We start from the raw sequence: 18,822 nt of genomic DNA, 5'->3' as shown, positions 1-18,822 counted from the left end.
GCGGCTTCGCCTTACCCGGCCTACAAAAGCCCGAACGTAGGCCGGGTAAGCGTTAGCGCCACCCGGCAAAAAAGCAGCTACTCCTCCTCCTCCTCCATCGGCCTTACGCCGACTTTGCGCACCGCGTTATCCTCTTTCTCGGCCACCGTCCAGACCATCCCGGCAAACTCCACCTGGTCACCGACGACCGGTGCAGCCCCTAATAATTGCTGAATAATCTCGCCCAGTGTTTGCTGGTTATCGCGATTCTCCAGTCCTCCCTCCAGGCCATAAATCAGCGCCACATCCGCAAAGCGGGCGCTGGCTTCGAGGATAAAATCGCCGAAGAAACGCTGATCCAGCGCCACCGGGGGCGACTGGCTGAACAGCTTGCCAAGGGCAGGCAGGTCGCGCTCGCGGCCAATCACGCAGAGGATATCGTTCTCTCGCAGCCGCGTGCTGCCGGTCGGGTGAAGCAGGGCGTTATCCCGGAACAGGGCGGCAATACGCGTTTCAGCGGGCATATGCAGATCGCGTAACGAAGCACCCACGCACCACTTATCGGCGCTTAACTGATAGACAAACTGTTCCCACGGGTTGTCTGGGTGAATATCCAGCCCCACGCGGGAGACCGGCCAGCCAACGGGCGGTACCACCACTTTGGCTTTTTTCGCCGCCCAGCCCAGCGACGTCCCCTGGAACAGCAGCGATACCAGCACCACGAAGAAGGCGACGTTGAAGAACAGACGAGCGTTGTCTAGTCCGGCCATCATCGGGAAAACCGCCAGGATAATCGGCACCGCGCCGCGCAGCCCCACCCAACTGATAAATATCCGCTCACGCAGGTTAAACCCGCGGAACGGCAGCAGCCCGGCAAACACCGACAGCGGACGGGCGATGAAGATCATCCAGGCCGACAAAAGCAGCGCTGGCACGACGATAGGCAGCAGGTCGGAAGGCGTCACCAGCAGGCCCAGCACCAGGAACATGGCGATCTGTGCCAGCCAGGCCAGCCCGTCAAAGTTTTGCAGTATCGCATAACGGTTACGAATCGGTCGGTTGCCCAGCAGGAATCCACAGAGGTAAACCGCCAGAATACCGCTGCCGTCCAGCGCGGTGGTGACGGCAAAGATCAGGATCCCGCCGCTCAGGGCCAGCAGCGGGTAAAGGCCGGAAGGCAGCGTAATACGGTTGATTGTCTGCTGTAACAGGTAACCGCCGCCGAGACCAATGATAATCCCGAGGCCAAACTGCTGGAGGATGTGCCAGGCGAACATCCAGCTCAGGCCAGTTTCGTGCTGCTGGATCATCTCAATCAGGGTGATGGTCAGGAACACCGCCATCGGATCGTTGCTGCCGGATTCAATCTCAAGCGTGGAGCCAACGCGCTCGTTCAGCCCCTTGCCGCCGAGCAGCGAGAACACCGCCGCCGCATCGGTAGAGCCGACAATCGCGCCAATAAGCAGGCCTTCCATCATATCGAGGTTAAACAGCCAGGCTGCCATCATACCGGTCAGGCCGGAGGTGATTAGCACGCCGACTGTAGCCAGAGACAGCGCCGGGCCTAAGGCAACGCGAAACGAACTTGCCTGGGTGCGCATGCCGCCGTCCAGCAAGATCACCGCCAGCGCGAGGTTACTTACCATATAGGCGAAAGGGTAATTATCGAAGGGGATACCGCCGATTCCGTCAACCCCCGCCAGCATGCCGATAGCCAGGAAAATGACAAGAATAGGTATGCCAAGGCGCGATGAAAATGAACTTAATAAAATGCTGAAGGTTACCAGGATGGAACCCAGAATGAAAAGACTGATTATCGCTGTGGCACTCAATGTCGTCTTACTCCCACCTCAATGTGAACGCTGTTATTAAAACCCTAACATATTAACAACTGTATCTGCGTTTTATTGAGGGGGAATAACGGCTTTTTTATGCCTTTAAGACCGGATGACCGCTGATTGTTAACCGACTGCCTGAATTACCGTGTGCAAGGTGCGCCTGGGCACCCAGTGGCAAGGTAACGGTTTGCTGCTCATGGCCGAAATTCAGACCGGCGATCACCGGAATATCCAGCCGGGAACGAATGAAATCGACCATCGTCTCCAGCGTGTAGCCCGCGTCGTAATCGTTGGGGGCTGACCCGCTGAAACTGCCTAGCACAATGGCCGACTGCCGATCCAGGATCCCGGCGTGATAAAGCTGTAACAGCATGCGTTCGACGCGGAACGGGTGTTCGTTGATATCTTCCAGCACCAGAATGCCGTCCTCGATCTGCGGCAGCCACGGTGTCCCAATCAGCGATACCAGCATCGCGAGGTTTCCGCCCCACAGCTGCCCTTCACATTCCCAGTGCGGTCCGTTGCCTTGCCACGCGACGGTAAACGTCGGGTTTTGCAGGGCGCGCCAGAAATGGTCCTGCGTAAACGCATCCAGCTCCGGCGCACCAAAGTTGCCGGCCAGCATCGGGCCGCTAAAGGTAATGACGTTATGCAACGCCAGCAGGCCGAGCTGGATCGCTGTGAAATCGCTGTGTCCGCAGATTAACAGCGGATCCTGCTGCTGGCGTGCGGCCAGCCCGGACCAGTCGATGCTCTCCAGCAGTCGGCTTGCGCCATAGCCGCCGCGCACGGCCAGCACAATAGTGTTTTCACCTTCCAGCGTCGCCAGGCTGTTGATATCGCTCAGTCTCTGCGCCTCCGTACCGGCAAAACGCTGCATGCGGCGGGGGATAATTGTCTGATTTTCTACCTGATGGCCCATTTCCAGCAGGCGCTGAACGCCCCGCTGTGCCGCCTCCTGGTTGATGCAGTAGCCCGACGGTGCGATGAGATGAAACTGAGGCATGGCAATTCCTTGCTGAATGAGAATCTAATTGTCTATATCATGCCGCTTATACGCCGCCTGCTTCAAGGGGCGACGTACCGCGATGACCGGCTATAAGGATAGATGACGTGAAATTGAGATGGTTTGCTTTTTTGATTGTGTTGCTCGCTGGCTGTAGTTCAAAACATGATTATAAAAATCCCCCCTGGAATCCTGAAGTCCCGGTAAAGCGGGCCATGCAGTGGATGCCGATCAGCGAACAAGCCGGGAAGGCCTGGGGCGTGAGCCCGCGCCTGATCACCGCGATCATCGCCGTGGAGTCCGGCGGTAACCCGACGCTGGTGAGTAAATCGAATGCGGTGGGGCTGATGCAGTTAAAAGCCTCTACGGCGGGAAGAGAGGTCTATCGCTACATGGGCTGGAAGGGACAGCCATCCACCAGCGAGCTGAAAAACCCGGAACGTAATATCTCTATGGGAACCGCTTACCTGAGCATTCTGGAGCATGGCATTCTGAAGGGGATTGACGATCCGGAAGTGATGCAATATGCGCTGGTGGTGTCGTACGTTAACGGAGCTGGCGCGCTGCTCCGAACCTTCTCATCCGATCGCAAAGAGGCGATAGAAGAGATTAACGATATGGATAAAGATGAATTCTTCGAACACGTTGTGAAGAATCATCCGTCAGCACAGGCTCCACGTTATATCTGGAAAGTACAGAAAGCAATGGACGCCATGTAACGTCTTTGTCGGGCGGCAGCACGCTGCCCGACGCCTTTCAGCGCACTTTATTCGCGCGTTCCCGCGCTTCACGCTCCAGTGAAAAAATGATGCGCTGTAGTTCGCGCTCGGCGCCTGGCCCGACATTCAGAAAGCGAAAACTCAATCGCGGCGTGGTAATGGTTTCGTTTTTGCCGTCCACCACCTTGCGCTCGCTGATGGCAATCAGCTGGGCGTCAAACCAGAAGCGTCCCCATCCGCCCATATCCAGCTCGATCTGACTAAAACGCATACCTTCCACCAGCCCTTCCGGCTTCGGCATATCCATCAACGCTCCCATGCCGCCCAGCGACAGGTCGAAGAGACGAAAGCGGATCTCTTTTTTGTCCGGCATTTTCGCCTTACAGAAGTAGGCCGGGTGAAGCGGGGCGCTGATGCGAAAATACTCGCGGCGCTGCACGAACCAGAGATTAGCGGGCAGGGGGGTGATAAACGCAGGCAAACCCTGGTACACGATCGTGGTCAGGCGAGGCAGTATAAACTCGACTTTAGCCCCCTGCGTTTCGGCCATCACCGAGAGGTTTTCTGCCTGTAGCGCGGCACGGTTTTCATCGCTCTGGCTACCCAGATCCACGATCAGGTGTTCTGCCGTCACGTCCAGGATCTTGCTGATAAACTGGCTGGTTGACCAGTTGATGCGCAGCGGCACCTCGCCCTTTTTCAGGTCGCGTAACACCCCTAATACAGCCAGCGGATTTTGTTTCAGGAACTGCTCACTGTAGCTACTCACGCCAGATGGCTCCTCGATAGATGACAGACTGTCTCTGGGTTATCGGCACGCTGGCATGAAACTTAATACAAACGATCTGTTTTTCTCCGCTGATATTGATTCGGTAATAAAAATGATAATAATTGTCGTTCCCAATATCATCTAATAATAAGACGACACTATGAGCACCTCACGTTTTGCGTTATGCGCGTTGGCAGGCGCCGTCACGCTGGCATTGCAGACACAGGCTTTCGCAGAAGAACCCACCATCGTGGTAACCGGTACAGAGCAGGGCAGCGCGCTCCCTGCCTGGACCAATAGCGCCACGAAATCAGCCGTCGCGGAAAGTAAAACGCCGCAGGTGATCAACACCATCGCCGCTAAAGAGATTGAGCAGCGGCACGCCAGTTCGGTAAACGAGATCCTGCGCTATGCGCCGGGCGTTTCCACGGAGGTGCGCGGGAGCACCTCTTACATGAGCGAGTACAAAATCCGCGGGTTCAACGTCGATCAGGAGTTCTACAACGGCCTGCAACTTCCCTATAACGTCACCGGGAACACCAAAGCGCGAATCGATCCGCTGCTGATTGAGAGCGTCGATATCCTGAAGGGGCCGTCATCCGTGCTGTATGGCGGCGGCTCCCCGGGTGGGCTGGTCAATATTCAGAGTAAAAAGCCGCAGAAAGAGGCGAAAACGGAACTGGGCTTTAATACCGGAAACCGCAATCTGAAAGAGGGGTACCTGGATTCGACGGGGCAGATCGCGAACAGCGACTGGAACTATCGTCTGCTGGGCAAAGCGACGGAAAGTGACGAACAGGCGCACACCACGCGCTATGAAAACTATCTGGTGGCCCCCTCCGTGACCTGGCAGCCGGATGACAAAACGCGCCTGACCATTGACGCGCTGGCGCAAAATACGCCGAGCCTGACGCCGTCTGATCCGATGCCGCTAAGCTATCTACGGTCTAAATACGCCGATCGTCGTGACTATGCCGGGGATGAGTGGAGCGGCTTCAAACAGCGCCAGTGGATGCTGGGCTACAGCTTTGAGCATGAGTTTGACAGTGGCTGGGGCTTTAACCAGAAAGCGCGCTACTTTGACGTGGATACCCACCAGCGCAGCGCCTATTCCACCGGGACGGGCAGCGAGGTCTACCAGCTTAACCGCTTCGCCTATACCACGGAGGAAGATTTGCAGAGCTTCAACATTGATAACCAGGTTACCCGAACCGTCGCGCTGGGGGACTGGCAACATCATCTGCTGGCGGGCTTTGACTACCAGAAGCTGAACTCTCACTTCCATTATCGTTACGCCTCGTCCACACCGGGTATCGATATGCGCAATCCGAATCACTCGCAGATCGATAACGATGCGCTGGGGCTTGTAACCGCGCAGAAAAACCGTCTCGGCTATCAGCAGAATGGCTATTACCTTCAGGATCAGATTGCGTTTGGCGGGCTTAACGTGCTGGCGCAGCCTGCGCTTTGACGACTACCGTTCCGTCACCACCAACTATCTGCAAAACGGTGACAAAGCCTGGGTATCGCAGGATCGCCTCACCAAACGACTGGGGGCGCTTTATGCCTTCGACAATGGTCTCTCGCCGTTTATCAGCTATTCGGAAGGCTTCGCACCGGTATCGCCGCAGGGTACGCTGACCGCGAAAGACGTTAAGCCCACCACCAGTAAGCAGGTGGAGGGTGGGGTGAAATATCTGCTGGCGGAATATGCAACTACCTTCACCGCCTCGGTGTTTAACATTCGTCAGAAAAATGTGGTGACCAGCGATCCGGGCTTCCTCAACTACCGACAGACCGGGGAAGTGGAAACGAAAGGCGCGGAGCTTTCCGCTATTAGTCGTCCAACGGATAACCTGACGCTGATTGCTAATTATGCCTACACCCACGCCATCAATACTGAAGATGACAAGTACCAGGGCAAACGACCGACGCAGGTCCCTGAGAACGCCTTTAATCTGTGGGGAGATTTCACCTTTTACAGCACGCCGCTGAGAGGGTTAACGCTGGGGGCTGGTGCACGCTACACCGGGCCGATGGAGATCTCGCCAGCCAATGATGCAGGCAAGCTGGGCGGTACGACGCAGTACGATCTGGCGGCATCTTACCGCATGGGCGAACTGGCGCCATCGCTGGAGGGGCTGACGCTGAAAGCGAGCGCGCAGAACGTCACCAACAAAGAGACGCTCACCTGCTATGACGCGACCAACTGCTGGATAGGCCGCGACCGCACCTTCCAGGTCGGGGCGAGCTACAGCTTCTGAAAAAAGCCCGGTGGCGCTACCGCACTGAACAGTCCCCTCGCCCCTTTGGGGAGAGGGTTAGGGTGAGGGGCGCTACTGCGCCGCCTGTTTAGCAGGTGCAACATCATCGTTTGCCGCAGACTGATTCTCCGGTACGCTGTCGCACGGCTTCTCTTTCGGGCAGACCATGTCCAGCATCCTGAGCGTCACACCGTTACTCCAGCCGAAACCGTCCTGCAACGGATACTCACCGCCGCCACCGCCGGTACCTGTCGAAGAGACATCGTACTTCTCAACCAGTTTCTTCTCGCGATCGTAGGTATGCTGAACGTTTTTCAGGAAACGCCAGGTCACGTCCATCGCCACTTTCTGCTGACCATAGTTCTGCAACCCTTCCACCGCTACCCACTGCAACGGCGCCCAGCCGTTCGGCGCATCCCACTGCTGCCCGCTGTTGATGGTGGTGGTAGAAATACCGCCCGGTTTCAGCAGGCGCGACGATGCGGCTGCGGCCACTTTATCGGCGCGATCCTGTGATGCGGCCTTCACATACAGCGGGAAGAGGGCCGCGGCAGTCAGCTGATTACGCACCTTCCTGGTTTTCAGATCGTAATCCGCATACCAGCCCTCTTTATCGTTCCACAGGTGGCTCTCCATGGCTTTCTGACGTGCGGAGGCCAGCGCGTCATATTTACTTGCGCTTGCGGTATCCCCGTCTTCCTGGCTGGCACGGGCCAGCAGTTTTTCCATCTTAAACATCAACGCATTCAGATCCACCGGCACGATGCTGGTGGTGCGGATGGTACCCAGCTTCTGGGGATCGTCCATCCAGCGGGAGCTGAAATCCCAGCCCGAGGCCGCGGCAGAGCGCAGATCACGGTAAATCTCGGTGGCCGGACGGTTAGGGTTATTTTTGGCGGTGGTCACGTCATCCAGCCACGACTCAGGGCGTGGCGTGTCCAGATCGTCCCAGAAGCGGTTGAGGAGGGAGCCGTCATCCAGTTTCACTACGCGTTTGTTTGCCTGACCAGGCTGGAGCCCATCAGCCCCCTCCATCCAGTAGGCATACTCCTTCTCCATCTGCGGACGGTATTTCTTCAACGCGTCGCTGTCATGCGTGGCCAACAGTTCCACCATCAAAGAAAAGAACGGCGGCTGAGAGCGGCTCAGGTAGTAACTGCGGTTACCGTTAGGGATTTGGCCCCAGGTATCAAGCTCGTATGCGAAGTTGTCCACCATGTCGCCGATCTTATCCCAGTGGCCGCTCTCGGCCAGCCCCAGCATGGTGAAATAGCTGTCCCAGTAATAGACTTCGCGGAATCGTCCTCCCGGCACGACATAGGGTTTTGGCAGAGGCAGGAGGGAGTCCCATTTGTTCGCTTTGTCGGTGGTGCGAGTCAGCACAGGCCACAGATCGTCTATGTGTTCCCGCAGGCTCTGGCCCTCAGGGGGAACATATTTCTCACCCTCCTTCGGCAGGATAAAGTTCATCTCCACGAAGTGACGCAGGTCAAAACCGGACTGGGTATGCTGCATCCGGTAATCCGCCAGGATCATCAGCGGGTCGCTTTTGGGAACGGCATCCGCGAAGGTTTTCTGATCCGGGAACAGTTTGGCACTCTGAACGTCATTAAAGAGGGGGCCAAGAAGAATATCAGGTGAGCTTTGCTGGCTCGTTGGCTGGTCTTCAGCATAACCAAATGCGGTAACACCGAGTAGTGCGCCTGCCAACGCAAGGGGTAAAAAAGCGGGGCGTCGTGCGCGAGGTCTTATCATCGGTTCGTCTCCTGTCTTCGCTGAGCAGCGTGACCGCTGTTGTCAATTACCTGAAAACCTTAGACGAATATCGATAACTTCGCGTGTTGAATGTCCCATTTTTCGCATAACCAGATAATTCGGGTGCGCTTTCACTACACCAGGGTTGGATTACTTAATTTTTAACCACACCACGGAAAGGCCGGGTAAGCTTCACGCCACCCGGCTTAAGCCCTACAACCCTTTTTTATCCATCAGCACCGCCAAATCCACCAGACGGTTTGAGAAGCCCCACTCGTTGTCATACCACGACAGGATCTTCACCATATTCCCGCCAATCACCAGCGTTGAAAGCCCGTCGATAATGGATGAGCGCGGGTCGCCCTGATAATCACTGGAGACAAGCGGTTCATCGCTGTAGCCCAGGATGCCTTTCAGCGGCCCGCTACCGGCAGCCTGACGGAACGCGTCATTCACCTCTTCGGCGGTCACGTTGCGGCTCAGCGTCACCGTCAGATCGACAATCGACACCACTGGCACCGGCACGCGCAGGGAATACCCGGTGAGTTTACCGTCCAGTTCGGGGATTACTTTCCCGAGCGCTTTTGCCGCGCCGCTGGAATAAGGCACAATCGATAATGCTGCCGCACGCGCGCCGCGCAGATCTTTTTCTGGCTGGTCATGCAGCGCCTGGCTGTTGGTGTAGGCATGCGTGGTGTTCATCAGCCCGTGTTCAATGCCAAACTGCTGGTGCAGCACCTGCGCCGCTGGCGCCAGACCGTTAGTGGTGCAACTCCCGTTACTGACCACAAAATGCTGGGCCGGATCGTACAGCGTGTGGTTCACGCCCATTACCACCGTAAGATCATCATTTTTAGCCGGGGCGGAAATAATGACGCGTTTTGCGCCGCCGCTCGTGATATGCACCGCCGCTTTATCACGTTCGGTGAAGAAACCGGTGGCTTCTATTACCACCTCAACGTCAGCGTCTTTCCACGGAATGTTTGCCGGGTCGCGTTCACTGAATACGGTGATGCGTTGCCCGTCAAACTGTAGCGCGCCGTCCGCCGCTTCCACAGGTACCGGTAGCGTGCCGAGCAGAGAGTCATATTTCAGCAGATGGGCGAGGGTTTTACTGTCCGTCAGATCGTTAATGGCCACAATCTGGAGATCCGGATTGCCCAGCGCCGCGCGCAGGACATTACGTCCGATACGGCCGAAACCGTTAATACCGACCTTAACCATGATGCACTCCTTATCTGTGTTGTCTGGAGTTACTGTAGGTGTCAGGTCGGTTGGCGTAAATGACAAAAAAGGATCAGATTACGCCATTCTGCGGCAGTGGAAACGCTGGCGATATTCGCCCGGCGTGAGATGAAGCTGCTTTTCAAAAACGCGGCGCAGGTTGATGCTGGTCCCAAACCCGCTTTTTTCGGCAATGACCTCAAGCGGATACGGGGTCTGCTCCAGAAGCTGTCGTGCGGCGGCCAGGCGGGCTTCGGTGACATAACGGGCCGGAGGTACACCGACGTCACGCGTGAACACGCGGGTGAAATTGCGCGGACTCATGGCGACCCGTTCGGCCAGCCTTTCGACGCACAAATCTGCGGTGAGGTTTTGCAGGATCCAGCTTTGCAGTTCGCTAACCGGTCCGGTCGCGCCGGACTGCTCCAGATTATAGCGGCTGAACTGTAGTTGGCCGCCAGGCCGGCGCAGGTACATCACCATATCCTGCGCCACGTTGCGGGCGAGGGTGAAGCCGTAATCATCCTCCACCAGCGCCAGCGTCAGATCAAACCCGGAACTGACGCCGCCGGACGTCCAGACGGGACCATCCTGAACATAGAGCGGGCCGCCCTCAACGTTGACCGCAGGATAGCGGGTTTTCAACGTTTCCAGAAGCCGCCAGTGGGTCGTTGCCCGGCGCCCATCGAGAAGTCCGGCCTGTGCCAGCAGCAGGGCCCCGCCGCAGACAGAGGCGACGCGTCGCGCATGCGGCGCGGCCAGGTGCAGCCAGTCCACCACCGCAGTGCTTTCCTGCTCATTCATGCCACGGCCGGTGATGATAATCGTGTCCAGCGGCTCGCGCGGATCCAGCTCCGGCAGGCGATAGTCCGCCAGCAGATTTAAGCCGGACTGGCCATGGATCACCAGGTGAAGCTGGGTAGTGGCAATAATGATGCGGTAGCGGGGCTGCGCCAGACCGTCCGGGTGCAGACGGTTGGCCTGCATCAGAATGTCGGCTATACCGGCGGCTTCAAACAACATGCCACCATCAGGAACGATTATCAGGATCTTCTTCATGTCATGAAAAGTACCTTTCTTACAATATAAGTCAAGTGGAGGACGTTGACCGTTACCGAGCACGGTTCTGGTCAACCCCGATGCCGGCAACGGCACATATTTTGATACCCACTTAACCTGTTTTTACCGCTCGCCCTGTAAGCTATGGTGCGGGAAAGCAAAGAACTCATAACAAATTTTCATCATGTTTGTAATAAATCGTCGGAGTGGTGGAAAGCAAGCAATAGTGTAGTGACGGTAAAATGCCAAATGAAGTTCGCCTGTCGAAAGCAGCGTCTTTATTCATTACCTGGAAAAGGTGGGTTATATTTTGAGCAATGCTTTGACGAGCAAGATTGTAGTCAGGCTTAATTATTCATACGGCCCAGACGAAAGAAAATTATCTTAAGAAGGGGGGAGAGCATAAAGTTAATTTGCGGCGTGAAATTAATTTTTTCATCCTTACTGTGTTTTCTTAATTTGATGGGCCATCGTCCTGAGTATTGACGATTTGCTATCGATACAACAAATAATTCGTGTGAGATATATTCATATGCAACTGAAAAATTCTCCGTTCTACTAATTATGGTAGTGGCAGAAATAGTGGTATTACGTTAGTGATAATGGTTCTCTTTTGGGTTTTTTTGTCTTTAAATCAGTTAATTGCGCGATTTCTCTATTTTTCAGATTAATCTCAGAGTGAGGCGAATGCCTCATGAATCAGCAGTAGCGAAAAAGGAAATATTGAAAAGGCGATAAGCTCATGTAAACTTGTTTACCGTTTGTCAAAATATGTCAGGATTACGCTGGGCCTTATTCTCGAAGGCTCGTGCGGTAGCTATGCCCAAATAATAGTAACGCCCCGGAAAAACCTGACTATTTTTAACAATAGCACCTAAGTCAAATTTTATCCCCTCTCTTCATCCTCTAAATATCGCTACGGAAAAGCATATGAAACTGCGTGTATTGTTATCACTTCTGTTTGTTATGGCGGTGGCGGGCTGTAAGGCGCCGCAAAAACCAGCGATCACCGATGATACGATTGTGACCAGCCAGGTTAATGGCATCACGCTGACGCACCGTCACGCTGTTACCCCTCCGGCGGAGTTCACTCAGGTGAATGAACCGTATCGTGCTATGTACCCGGCATCCCTGATGAGCCGTCCTGACTACGGTGGAAAAGTGATCCGTACGCTTGAGACCGGAAAAACTTACGTCGTGCTTGGGCAGGTTGAACATTTCTGGATGGCGCTGGCCGATGATGGGAGTGAACAGCTGATTGGTTACGTGCCGATGCGTGCCGTGATCAAGGCCGACCAGTACGAAGCCACCGTGCGTAAACAGGCACTGCGCCCTAAAGCGCGCAAGAAAACCACCTGTGTTGATGTCGATGGCAACAGCAAAGCCTGCAAAGACAGCGCGAACGGTACCTGGATCCTGAACTAAACGGGTTTCACGAGCATATTTTTATGAATAATAAAAATTTTCATCGGATGTGGTTCCCTTTTTTTGCGTTGATTCTCGCGCTGATCGGTGGTTGTACGTCGTCTTCACACAGCGACCCCTCCCGCTACAATCTTCAGTTTCAGGCTCATCCTCAAATCAATGATTCTGCACCGCTTAAGGTCAGAGTATTGCTGCTGAAATCCGATGCGGATTTCATGTCCAGCGACTTCTACTCCTTACAGAACAACGCGTCAGCCACGCTTGGCGCGAATCTGCTGAACAGCGATGTGTTCTTCCTGATGCCGGGCCAGCTTTCGAAAACCCTGAGCGGTCAAAGCTCACCGGAAGCGCGCTATATCGGCGTAATGGCGGAATACCAGGCACTGGACGGCAAAAAATGGCGCGTCTCACTTCCTTTGCCTGTTCCCGGCGAAAACGCGATTTACCAGTTCTGGAAATGGTCCGCAGATGAACTCCAGGCCAGCGTCTTCCTTGACGTAAATGGTATCCGGGTCATCAGCCAGTAACGCCCTTCATAACAGGAAAGAGATCATCATGACGAAAGCAGAAAAGGTCGTCTGGACCGAGGGCATGTTCCTGCGTCCCCACCATTTTCAGCGGACAGAAAGTTACCTCCTCAACCACGTTCGTGAGTGGGGGGCCTTGCAGCGTTCGTATCTCTGGGGCTTTCTCGACCTTGAGCTGGATGAAGCGATGCTTCGCCAGGGCTGTATTGCCCTGAGCTACTGTAGCGGTTTGCTCCCTGACGGCACCTTTTTCCAGGTGCGCAGCGACCGCAACGGTCCGGCCCCGCTAAAAATCCCCGATAATCTTACCAATGAAAAGGTGGTGCTTGCGCTGCCGGTTCGTCGCGGTGGACGTGAAGAGGTGATTTTCAGCGAGGAGCACTCTTCTCTGGCGCGTTTTATTACGTTTGAACAAGAGGTAGAAGACGACAACGCCATGTCGGTCGGGGAAGCGACGGTTCAGTTTGGCCGCCTGCGTCTGACCCTGATGCTGGAGAAAGATCTGACGGCAGAATGGACCGCCATCGGCGTGGCGTGCGTCGCTGAAAAGCGCAACGACAACCACGTGCGGCTGGATAACAGCTACATCCCGCCAATGCTGAACGCCAATAACAGCCCGCAGCTGTACGGCATGATCAATGACCTGCACGGCTTGCTGGTGCAGCGTAGCCAGCAGATCGGCGGCCGCCTGCGCCAGCCGGGGCGTTTCAATACGTCCGAGATGGTTGAGTTCACGCTTCTTTCGCTGATCAACCGCCACCTTGGCGACATCTCACATTTAAAAACGCTGCCGCTGCTTCACCCTGAAGCGCTCTGGCGAAGCTGGCTGCCGTTTGCCACGGAACTCGCCACCTGGACGCCGCAGCGTACCGCAGAGAGCGTACTGCCGGTATACGACCATGACGATCTCGCCCTTTGCTTCGGCAAACTGATGCTGATGCTGCGTCAGGGGCTGTCGCTGGTCATGGAAGATCATGCCATCCAGCTGCCGCTGCACGAACGCTCTCACGGTCTTAACATCGCCACCGTGCCGGAGACCAGCATGGTCCGCGAATTTGGCTTCGTGCTGGCGGTAAAAGCCAATGTCCCCGGCGAACACCTGCAAACCCATTTCCCTGCCCAGATGAAGGTTGCGCCAGTCTCGAAAATTCGCGATCTGGTTCAGCTCCAGCTGCCGGGCATCATGCTTCGGGCAATGCCCGTCGCGCCGCCGCAGATCCCGTGGCATGCAGGCTACAGCTATTTCGAGCTCGAGAGGGGCAGCGAACTGTGGCACGAGATGGACAAGTCTGGGGCATTCGCGCTGCATCTCGCAGGGGAATTCCCGGGTCTCGATATGGAGTTCTGGGCCATCCGTAGCCCGACAGAATAATAAAGCGAGCGCTTAATATGCAGGAACGACAGGATACCGGCAGTGATGCCGTGTTTACCGGAGCCAGTGGGAACAATCAGCTGGTGGCGGCCGCCAATCCGCTGCTCAATGCGATTCCGCAAATCCGTCATTCGGTTTCCCACGACGATCAGGTCGGGCTGCGCCAGCGCCTGATTGACGAAATTCGCCGTTTCGAGGTGCGATGCCAGCAGGCGGGCTTACCATATGAAGTGATTGTCGGCGCGCGCTACTGCCTCTGCACGGCGCTGGACGAAGCCGCCGCTCTGACCCCCTGGGGAAGCAGCGGCGTCTGGTCAAGCAATGGTCTGCTGGTGACGTTTCATAACGAAACCTGGGGTGGCGAGAAGTTTTTCCAGCTGCTGGCACGTCTTTCGCAGAATCCGCGCGAACACATTCTGCTGCTGGAGATGATCAACTACTGTCTGCTGCTCGGCTTTGAAGGCCGCTACCGCGTGCTGGACAATGGCCGGACCCAGCTTGAAACCATCAAACAGCGCCTGTGGCAGATGATCCGTGGCGTTCGCGGCAGCTACCCGCCGCCGCTCTCGCCGCACCCGGAAGATCGCCCCGTTCTGCGCAAGCTCTGGCGGCCGATGATTCCACTCTGGGCGTGCGTGGCGCTGGTCGGCTTTATCGCCTGCCTGTTCTATATCGTGCTGAACTGGCGTCTCGGTGATAACACCAGCCCGGTGCTGGCGAAAATTTACCAGTCCCAACTGCCGGAAACCACGATCCAGCAACCTGCGCGCCAGCTGCCGGCGGTACTGAACCTGCGCGGCTTCCTGAAACCGGAAATTGATGCCGGTCTGGTGGCCGTTAAGGATGAGGCGGATCGCAGCGTGGTGATCCTGAAAGGGGACGGACTCTTTGCCTCGGCCTCAACGGTGGTGCGCGATCGCTATGAGCCGGTCATCGACCGCATCGCCCAGGCGATGAATAACGTCAGCGGCAAAATTCTGGTGGTGGGGTACAGCGACAACGTGCCGATCCGCAGCGCACGCTTCGCCTCTAACTATGAACTCTCGCTTGAGCGCGCCCGTTCGGTGCAAAAACAGCTCCAGGGTAGCCTCTCGCAGCCTGAGCGCGTCAAAGCCGAAGGGCGGGGCGAGATCAACCCGGTAGCGCCTAACACGACGCCTGAAAATCGCGCCCGTAACCGCCGCGTGGAGATTACGCTGCTGGTATCGCCTGACAATACCCAGGCCGAGCTGAACGGATTGCCGCAAGGAAACTAAGGATGCTGACTACTCTACTTTCTATACTGACCAATCGCATTCTGTGGAGCTTCCTGGGCGTAACGGCACTCGCGGCGGTCATCTGGATGATTGGCCCGCTGTTGTCCATCGTGGACACCCGGCCCCTTGAATCAGAGCAGAACCGCGTCATCAGCATTGCGGTGGTCTACCTGATTTGGGCCCAGAGCCACATTCTGCCGCGGCTGTATAACGCCTGGCTGAACCGTAAGCTGATGGACAAGCTTAACGAAAATACCACCAGCCCGGAGGCGGCCGATCCGCAGAAACGTCTGAACAGCGAGGAGCAGATCCTTGCCGGGCGTTTCGATGAAGCCGCCCAGATGCTGAAAAAAGCCCACTTCAGCAAAGCGGGACATGGCGCGCAGTGGACGCAGCGCTTCAGCACGCAGTACCTCTATCAGCTTCCGTGGTACGTCATTATTGGCGCGCCGGGTTCAGGTAAAACCACCGCGCTGGCCAACTCCGGGCTGCAATTCCCGCTGGCGGACCGCTTCGGTAAAACCGCGCTGCGCGGCATTGGCGGCACGCGCAACTGTGACTGGTGGTTTACCAACGAGGCGGTTCTGCTGGATACCGCGGGGCGCTACACCACTCAGGAGAGCGAGCAGGTTCAGGACGCCGGGGAATGGCTGGAATTTATCAACCTGCTGCGTAAATACCGCCGTCGCCAGCCCATCAACGGCGTGATTATCACCATCAGCATCTCCGACCTGCTTTCGCAGTCCGCTGAGGCCTCCCGCCAGCAGGCGGTCAACCTGCGCCAGCGTCTCTCCGAGCTGCATGAACAGCTGGGTATTCGCTTCCCGGTGTATGTGATGGTGACCAAAGCGGATCTGCTTAAAGGCTTCCGCGCCTGGTTTGCGGATTACGACAAAGCCCAGCGCGATCAGATCTGGGGCTTTACGCTGCCGTGGGAGCAGACCAAACACGCCGATTACGACCTGATGGGCAACTTCCAGCAGGAATTTTCCCTGCTGCAACAGCGTCTGGATGCTGGCCTGCCGGAAACCATGCTTAAAGAGCATGACGCCAAAACCCGTGCGGAAGCCTATCTCTTCCCGCAGGAGTTCGCCGCGCTGCGTCCGCTGCTGGCAGACTACCTGAGCACGGTCTTTGCCCGCTCAAACTTCGAAACCGAATTTTCGCCGCGCGGCATCTACTTTGCCAGCGGCACCCAGGAAGGGATGCCGTTTGACCGCGTGATGGGCGAGCTGAACCGCGCGCTCTCCTTACCTGAAGGGGAGGAAAGCACGCGCTGGGATTCGGTAAGCAAAGAGGCGCCGATCCCGGGCGCGAAGGGCCAAAGCTTCTTCATTAAAAATCTGCTGCAAAACGTGATTTTCCAGGAAGCGGGCATCGCCGGGGAAAACCGCTGGTGGGAGCTGCGCAACCGCGCCGTGATGTGGTCCGGCTACGCGGCGCTGCTGGCCCTGCTGGTGATCCTGGGTGGTCTGTGGCTGACCAGCTACGCCAAAAATAAAGCTTATCTGGAAGAGGTAGATGCAAAAGTGCCGATGCTGGAGCAGCAGAGCAAGGCGCTGCAAAACCAGCCCCAGCGCGATCTGTTTGCGCTTCTGCCGCTGCTTAACAGCCTGGTGGATCTGCCGAAAAGCGATGCCTTCGACGTTAACAACCCGCCGGTTTCCCGCCGCATGGGGCTTTATCGCGGGGATGACGTCAGCGATGCCTCGCAGTCTCTGTATCAGAAGGCGCTGGATCAGATGCTGCTGCCTGCCGTGGCGATGCACATTACCACCTGGCTGCGCAACGACAACGGCAGCGACGTGGAGTACAGCTATGAGGCGCTGAAAGCCTATCAGATGCTCTACCAGCCTAAGCATTATGACGGTAAATTCCTGCACTCGTGGGTGATGCTCAACCTGCAACGCAACCTGCCGCAGAACGTGACGCAGGCGCAGCTTCAGGAGCTGGAATGGCACCTGACGCAGCTGCTGGAGCCAAAAATTCAGGCTTCACCGTATGCGCAGGATGAGGATCTGGTGGCCCGTGAAAGGGCGCTGATCAACCAGCAGCCGCTCTCAACACGTGTATATGGCCGCCTGAAACGTCTGCTGGAGCATGATGAGAACCTGAAGCCGGTTTCGCTTTCTGATCTCGGCGGCCCGCAGAGCGAGCTGGTGTTTTCGCGCAAAAGCGGCAAGCCGGTGAGTGAGGGCGTACCGGGCCTCTACACGCCGGACGTCTACTGGAAAAGCTTCAACGACCAGATCGACAGCGTGACCACTGCCCTGCACGAGGACGATGCCTGGGTACTGGGAGCGACCACTGCCCAGGAAGATAAACAGCAGATCGACAACGCCGTGCGTCAGCTCTACATGCGCGACTTTATCGTTAACTGGGATCGCTTTCTCGCTGACATTCAGCTCAACAACAGCGCCGATCTTTCCCAGCGTATCAACACCGCGCGCCTGCTTTCAGGCACCAATTCGCCGCTGCGCCGTCTGGTACTTAACCTGAGCAAGGTGCTGACCCTGTCGCGCACTGCGCCTGCGCCGGAAGATGCGCAAAAAGCGGAAGACCAAAGCAACCGCGCCACCCGCACGCTGGAAGCGCTGTTCAGCAACGGTGACAATGCCCCGACGCAGGGCGCGGTTGTGACGCAGGCGCCTGAGCAACTGGTGACTGACCACTATGCGCCGATGATTGAGCTGGCGCAGCCGCTGGAGAAGGGCGGTAAGACCATCGTCTTTGATGATTTTCTCAAGCAGGTTGACGAGCTTTATCGCTACCTGACTGCCGTTCAGGATGCAGCAAACAGCGGTATGCCTGCGCCGGGCGGCGATGCAATCAGCCGCCTGCAAGCCAGCGCGGGACGTCTGCCGGGCGGGTTGCAAACCATGTTCAGCAATATGGCCGTCGGCGCCAGCAGCGACACTCAGCGTCGCGATCTGGAGAACGTGCGTAAGCGCATTAACGTGGAAGTGGGTGGGTTCTGCCGTCAGGCGATTGCCGGGCGTTATCCGCTGGTGCGCAGCGCCAGCACTGAGGTGACGCCGGACGATCTCGCCCGCATGTTCGCGCCGGGCACCGGACTGATGGACACCTTTTTCCGCGACAACCTGACCAACAAGGTGGACACCACCCAGGCGAACTGGCGCTTTATGCCAGGCATCGACGGTAAAACGCTGCCGGGCAGTGAAGGGCTGCTGCGTCCGTTCCAGCAGGCGCAGTCTGTCCGCGATGCCTTCTTCGCAAACGGCGCGACCACGCCATCCTTCAAGGTGACGGTGCGCACCGTGCGTATGGACAATACCATTCTGAACCTGACGCTGGACGTGGACGGCCAACTGCTGCGCTACAGCCACGGTCCGCAGGCGGTGCAGATCATGACCTGGCCGGGGCCGGGCGGGACGAACCAGGTGCGTATGCAGCTCGGTCTGGCCAATGGCAGCACCGCAACGCTGGTGACTAACGGTTCCTGGGCGCTGAACCGCTTTTTCGACAAGGCGCGCACCAACCCTGGCGCGGGTAGCCTGAGCCGTCAGGCCACCTTCAACGTCGACGGACACCAGGTCACGCTGGAGTTTGCCCCGAACAGCATCCGTAACCCGTTCCAGCTTCCCCGTTTCTCATGCCCATAACCGCAA

General features: G+C 56.9%; 12 protein-coding genes and 1 pseudogene. 7 read left to right on the top strand and 6 right to left on the bottom strand.

The annotated features are described in order from the left end of the window. Positions 1-77: 77 nt before the first annotated feature. A complete protein-coding gene (locus L3069_RS12845) occupies positions 78-1,811 on the bottom strand; it encodes a potassium/proton antiporter (RefSeq protein ID WP_058646897.1) in 1,734 nt (577 codons plus the stop codon). Between the two features lie 97 nt (positions 1,812-1,908). Continuing rightward, positions 1,909-2,823: a muramoyltetrapeptide carboxypeptidase gene (gene ldcA / locus L3069_RS12840; protein ID WP_038416239.1), complete on the bottom strand. Its 915-nt coding sequence runs from the start codon at positions 2,821-2,823 to the stop codon at positions 1,909-1,911. A gap of 107 nt (positions 2,824-2,930) precedes the next feature. On the opposite strand from ldcA, the gene emtA reads away from it, so the two are divergent. Then, positions 2,931-3,542, top strand: coding sequence for a membrane-bound lytic murein transglycosylase EmtA (emtA, locus tag L3069_RS12835; RefSeq protein ID WP_022648424.1), 612 nt, complete (start codon positions 2,931-2,933; stop codon positions 3,540-3,542). 37 nt (positions 3,543-3,579) lie between these two features. On the opposite strand, the gene L3069_RS12830 is transcribed toward emtA, so the two are convergent. Beyond that, positions 3,580-4,311: a flagellar brake protein gene (locus tag L3069_RS12830; protein ID WP_022648423.1), complete on the bottom strand. Its 732-nt coding sequence runs from the start codon at positions 4,309-4,311 to the stop codon at positions 3,580-3,582. A 160-nt stretch (positions 4,312-4,471) separates the two neighbouring features. Here L3069_RS12830 and L3069_RS12825 point away from each other — a divergent pair. Further along, positions 4,472-6,575 (top strand): annotated as a pseudogene (locus L3069_RS12825) (TonB-dependent siderophore receptor). A 72-nt stretch (positions 6,576-6,647) separates the two neighbouring features. Here the strand turns inward: L3069_RS12825 and L3069_RS12820 are convergent. The 3 genes from L3069_RS12820 to L3069_RS12810 all read right to left on the bottom strand — a co-directional run bounded on the left by L3069_RS12820 (position 6,648) and on the right by L3069_RS12810 (position 10,613). Next, complete coding sequence (locus L3069_RS12820; RefSeq protein ID WP_038416238.1) at positions 6,648-8,330, bottom strand: alpha,alpha-trehalase; 1,683 nt, start codon at positions 8,328-8,330, stop codon at positions 6,648-6,650. A 213-nt stretch (positions 8,331-8,543) separates the two neighbouring features. After that, on the bottom strand, positions 8,544-9,554 hold the full coding sequence (gap, locus tag L3069_RS12815; protein ID WP_038416237.1) for a type I glyceraldehyde-3-phosphate dehydrogenase: 1,011 nt from the start codon (positions 9,552-9,554) through the stop codon (positions 8,544-8,546). 78 nt (positions 9,555-9,632) lie between these two features. Further along, complete coding sequence (locus L3069_RS12810) at positions 9,633-10,613, bottom strand: GlxA family transcriptional regulator (RefSeq protein ID WP_038416236.1); 981 nt, start codon at positions 10,611-10,613, stop codon at positions 9,633-9,635. Positions 10,614-11,543: 930 nt separating this feature from the next. Here L3069_RS12810 and L3069_RS12805 point away from each other — a divergent pair. The 5 genes from L3069_RS12805 to tssM are packed head-to-tail and all read left to right on the top strand — an operon-like array spanning position 11,544 to position 18,816. Continuing rightward, a complete protein-coding gene (locus tag L3069_RS12805) occupies positions 11,544-12,038 on the top strand; it encodes a hypothetical protein (RefSeq protein ID WP_023300336.1) in 495 nt (164 codons plus the stop codon). A gap of 23 nt (positions 12,039-12,061) precedes the next feature. After that, positions 12,062-12,565, top strand: coding sequence for a type VI secretion system lipoprotein TssJ (tssJ, locus tag L3069_RS12800; RefSeq protein ID WP_022648418.1), 504 nt, complete (start codon positions 12,062-12,064; stop codon positions 12,563-12,565). A gap of 28 nt (positions 12,566-12,593) precedes the next feature. Continuing rightward, positions 12,594-13,937, top strand: coding sequence for a type VI secretion system baseplate subunit TssK (gene tssK / locus L3069_RS12795; RefSeq protein WP_022648417.1), 1,344 nt, complete (start codon positions 12,594-12,596; stop codon positions 13,935-13,937). 17 nt (positions 13,938-13,954) lie between these two features. Further along, positions 13,955-15,193, top strand: a complete 1,239-nt coding sequence (locus L3069_RS12790; protein WP_003859963.1) for a DotU family type VI secretion system protein — start codon at positions 13,955-13,957, stop codon at positions 15,191-15,193. 2 nt (positions 15,194-15,195) lie between these two features. Continuing rightward, complete coding sequence (gene tssM / locus L3069_RS12785; protein WP_100167658.1) at positions 15,196-18,816, top strand: type VI secretion system membrane subunit TssM; 3,621 nt, start codon at positions 15,196-15,198, stop codon at positions 18,814-18,816. Positions 18,817-18,822 lie beyond the last annotated feature (6 nt).

The organism is Enterobacter cloacae complex sp. ECL411 (assembly GCF_021869665.1).
Lineage (GTDB): Bacteria > Pseudomonadota > Gammaproteobacteria > Enterobacterales > Enterobacteriaceae > Enterobacter > Enterobacter intestinihominis.
Note: the sequence above shows the minus strand (reverse complement) of the source record. Positions and strands in the feature narration are given on the sequence as shown.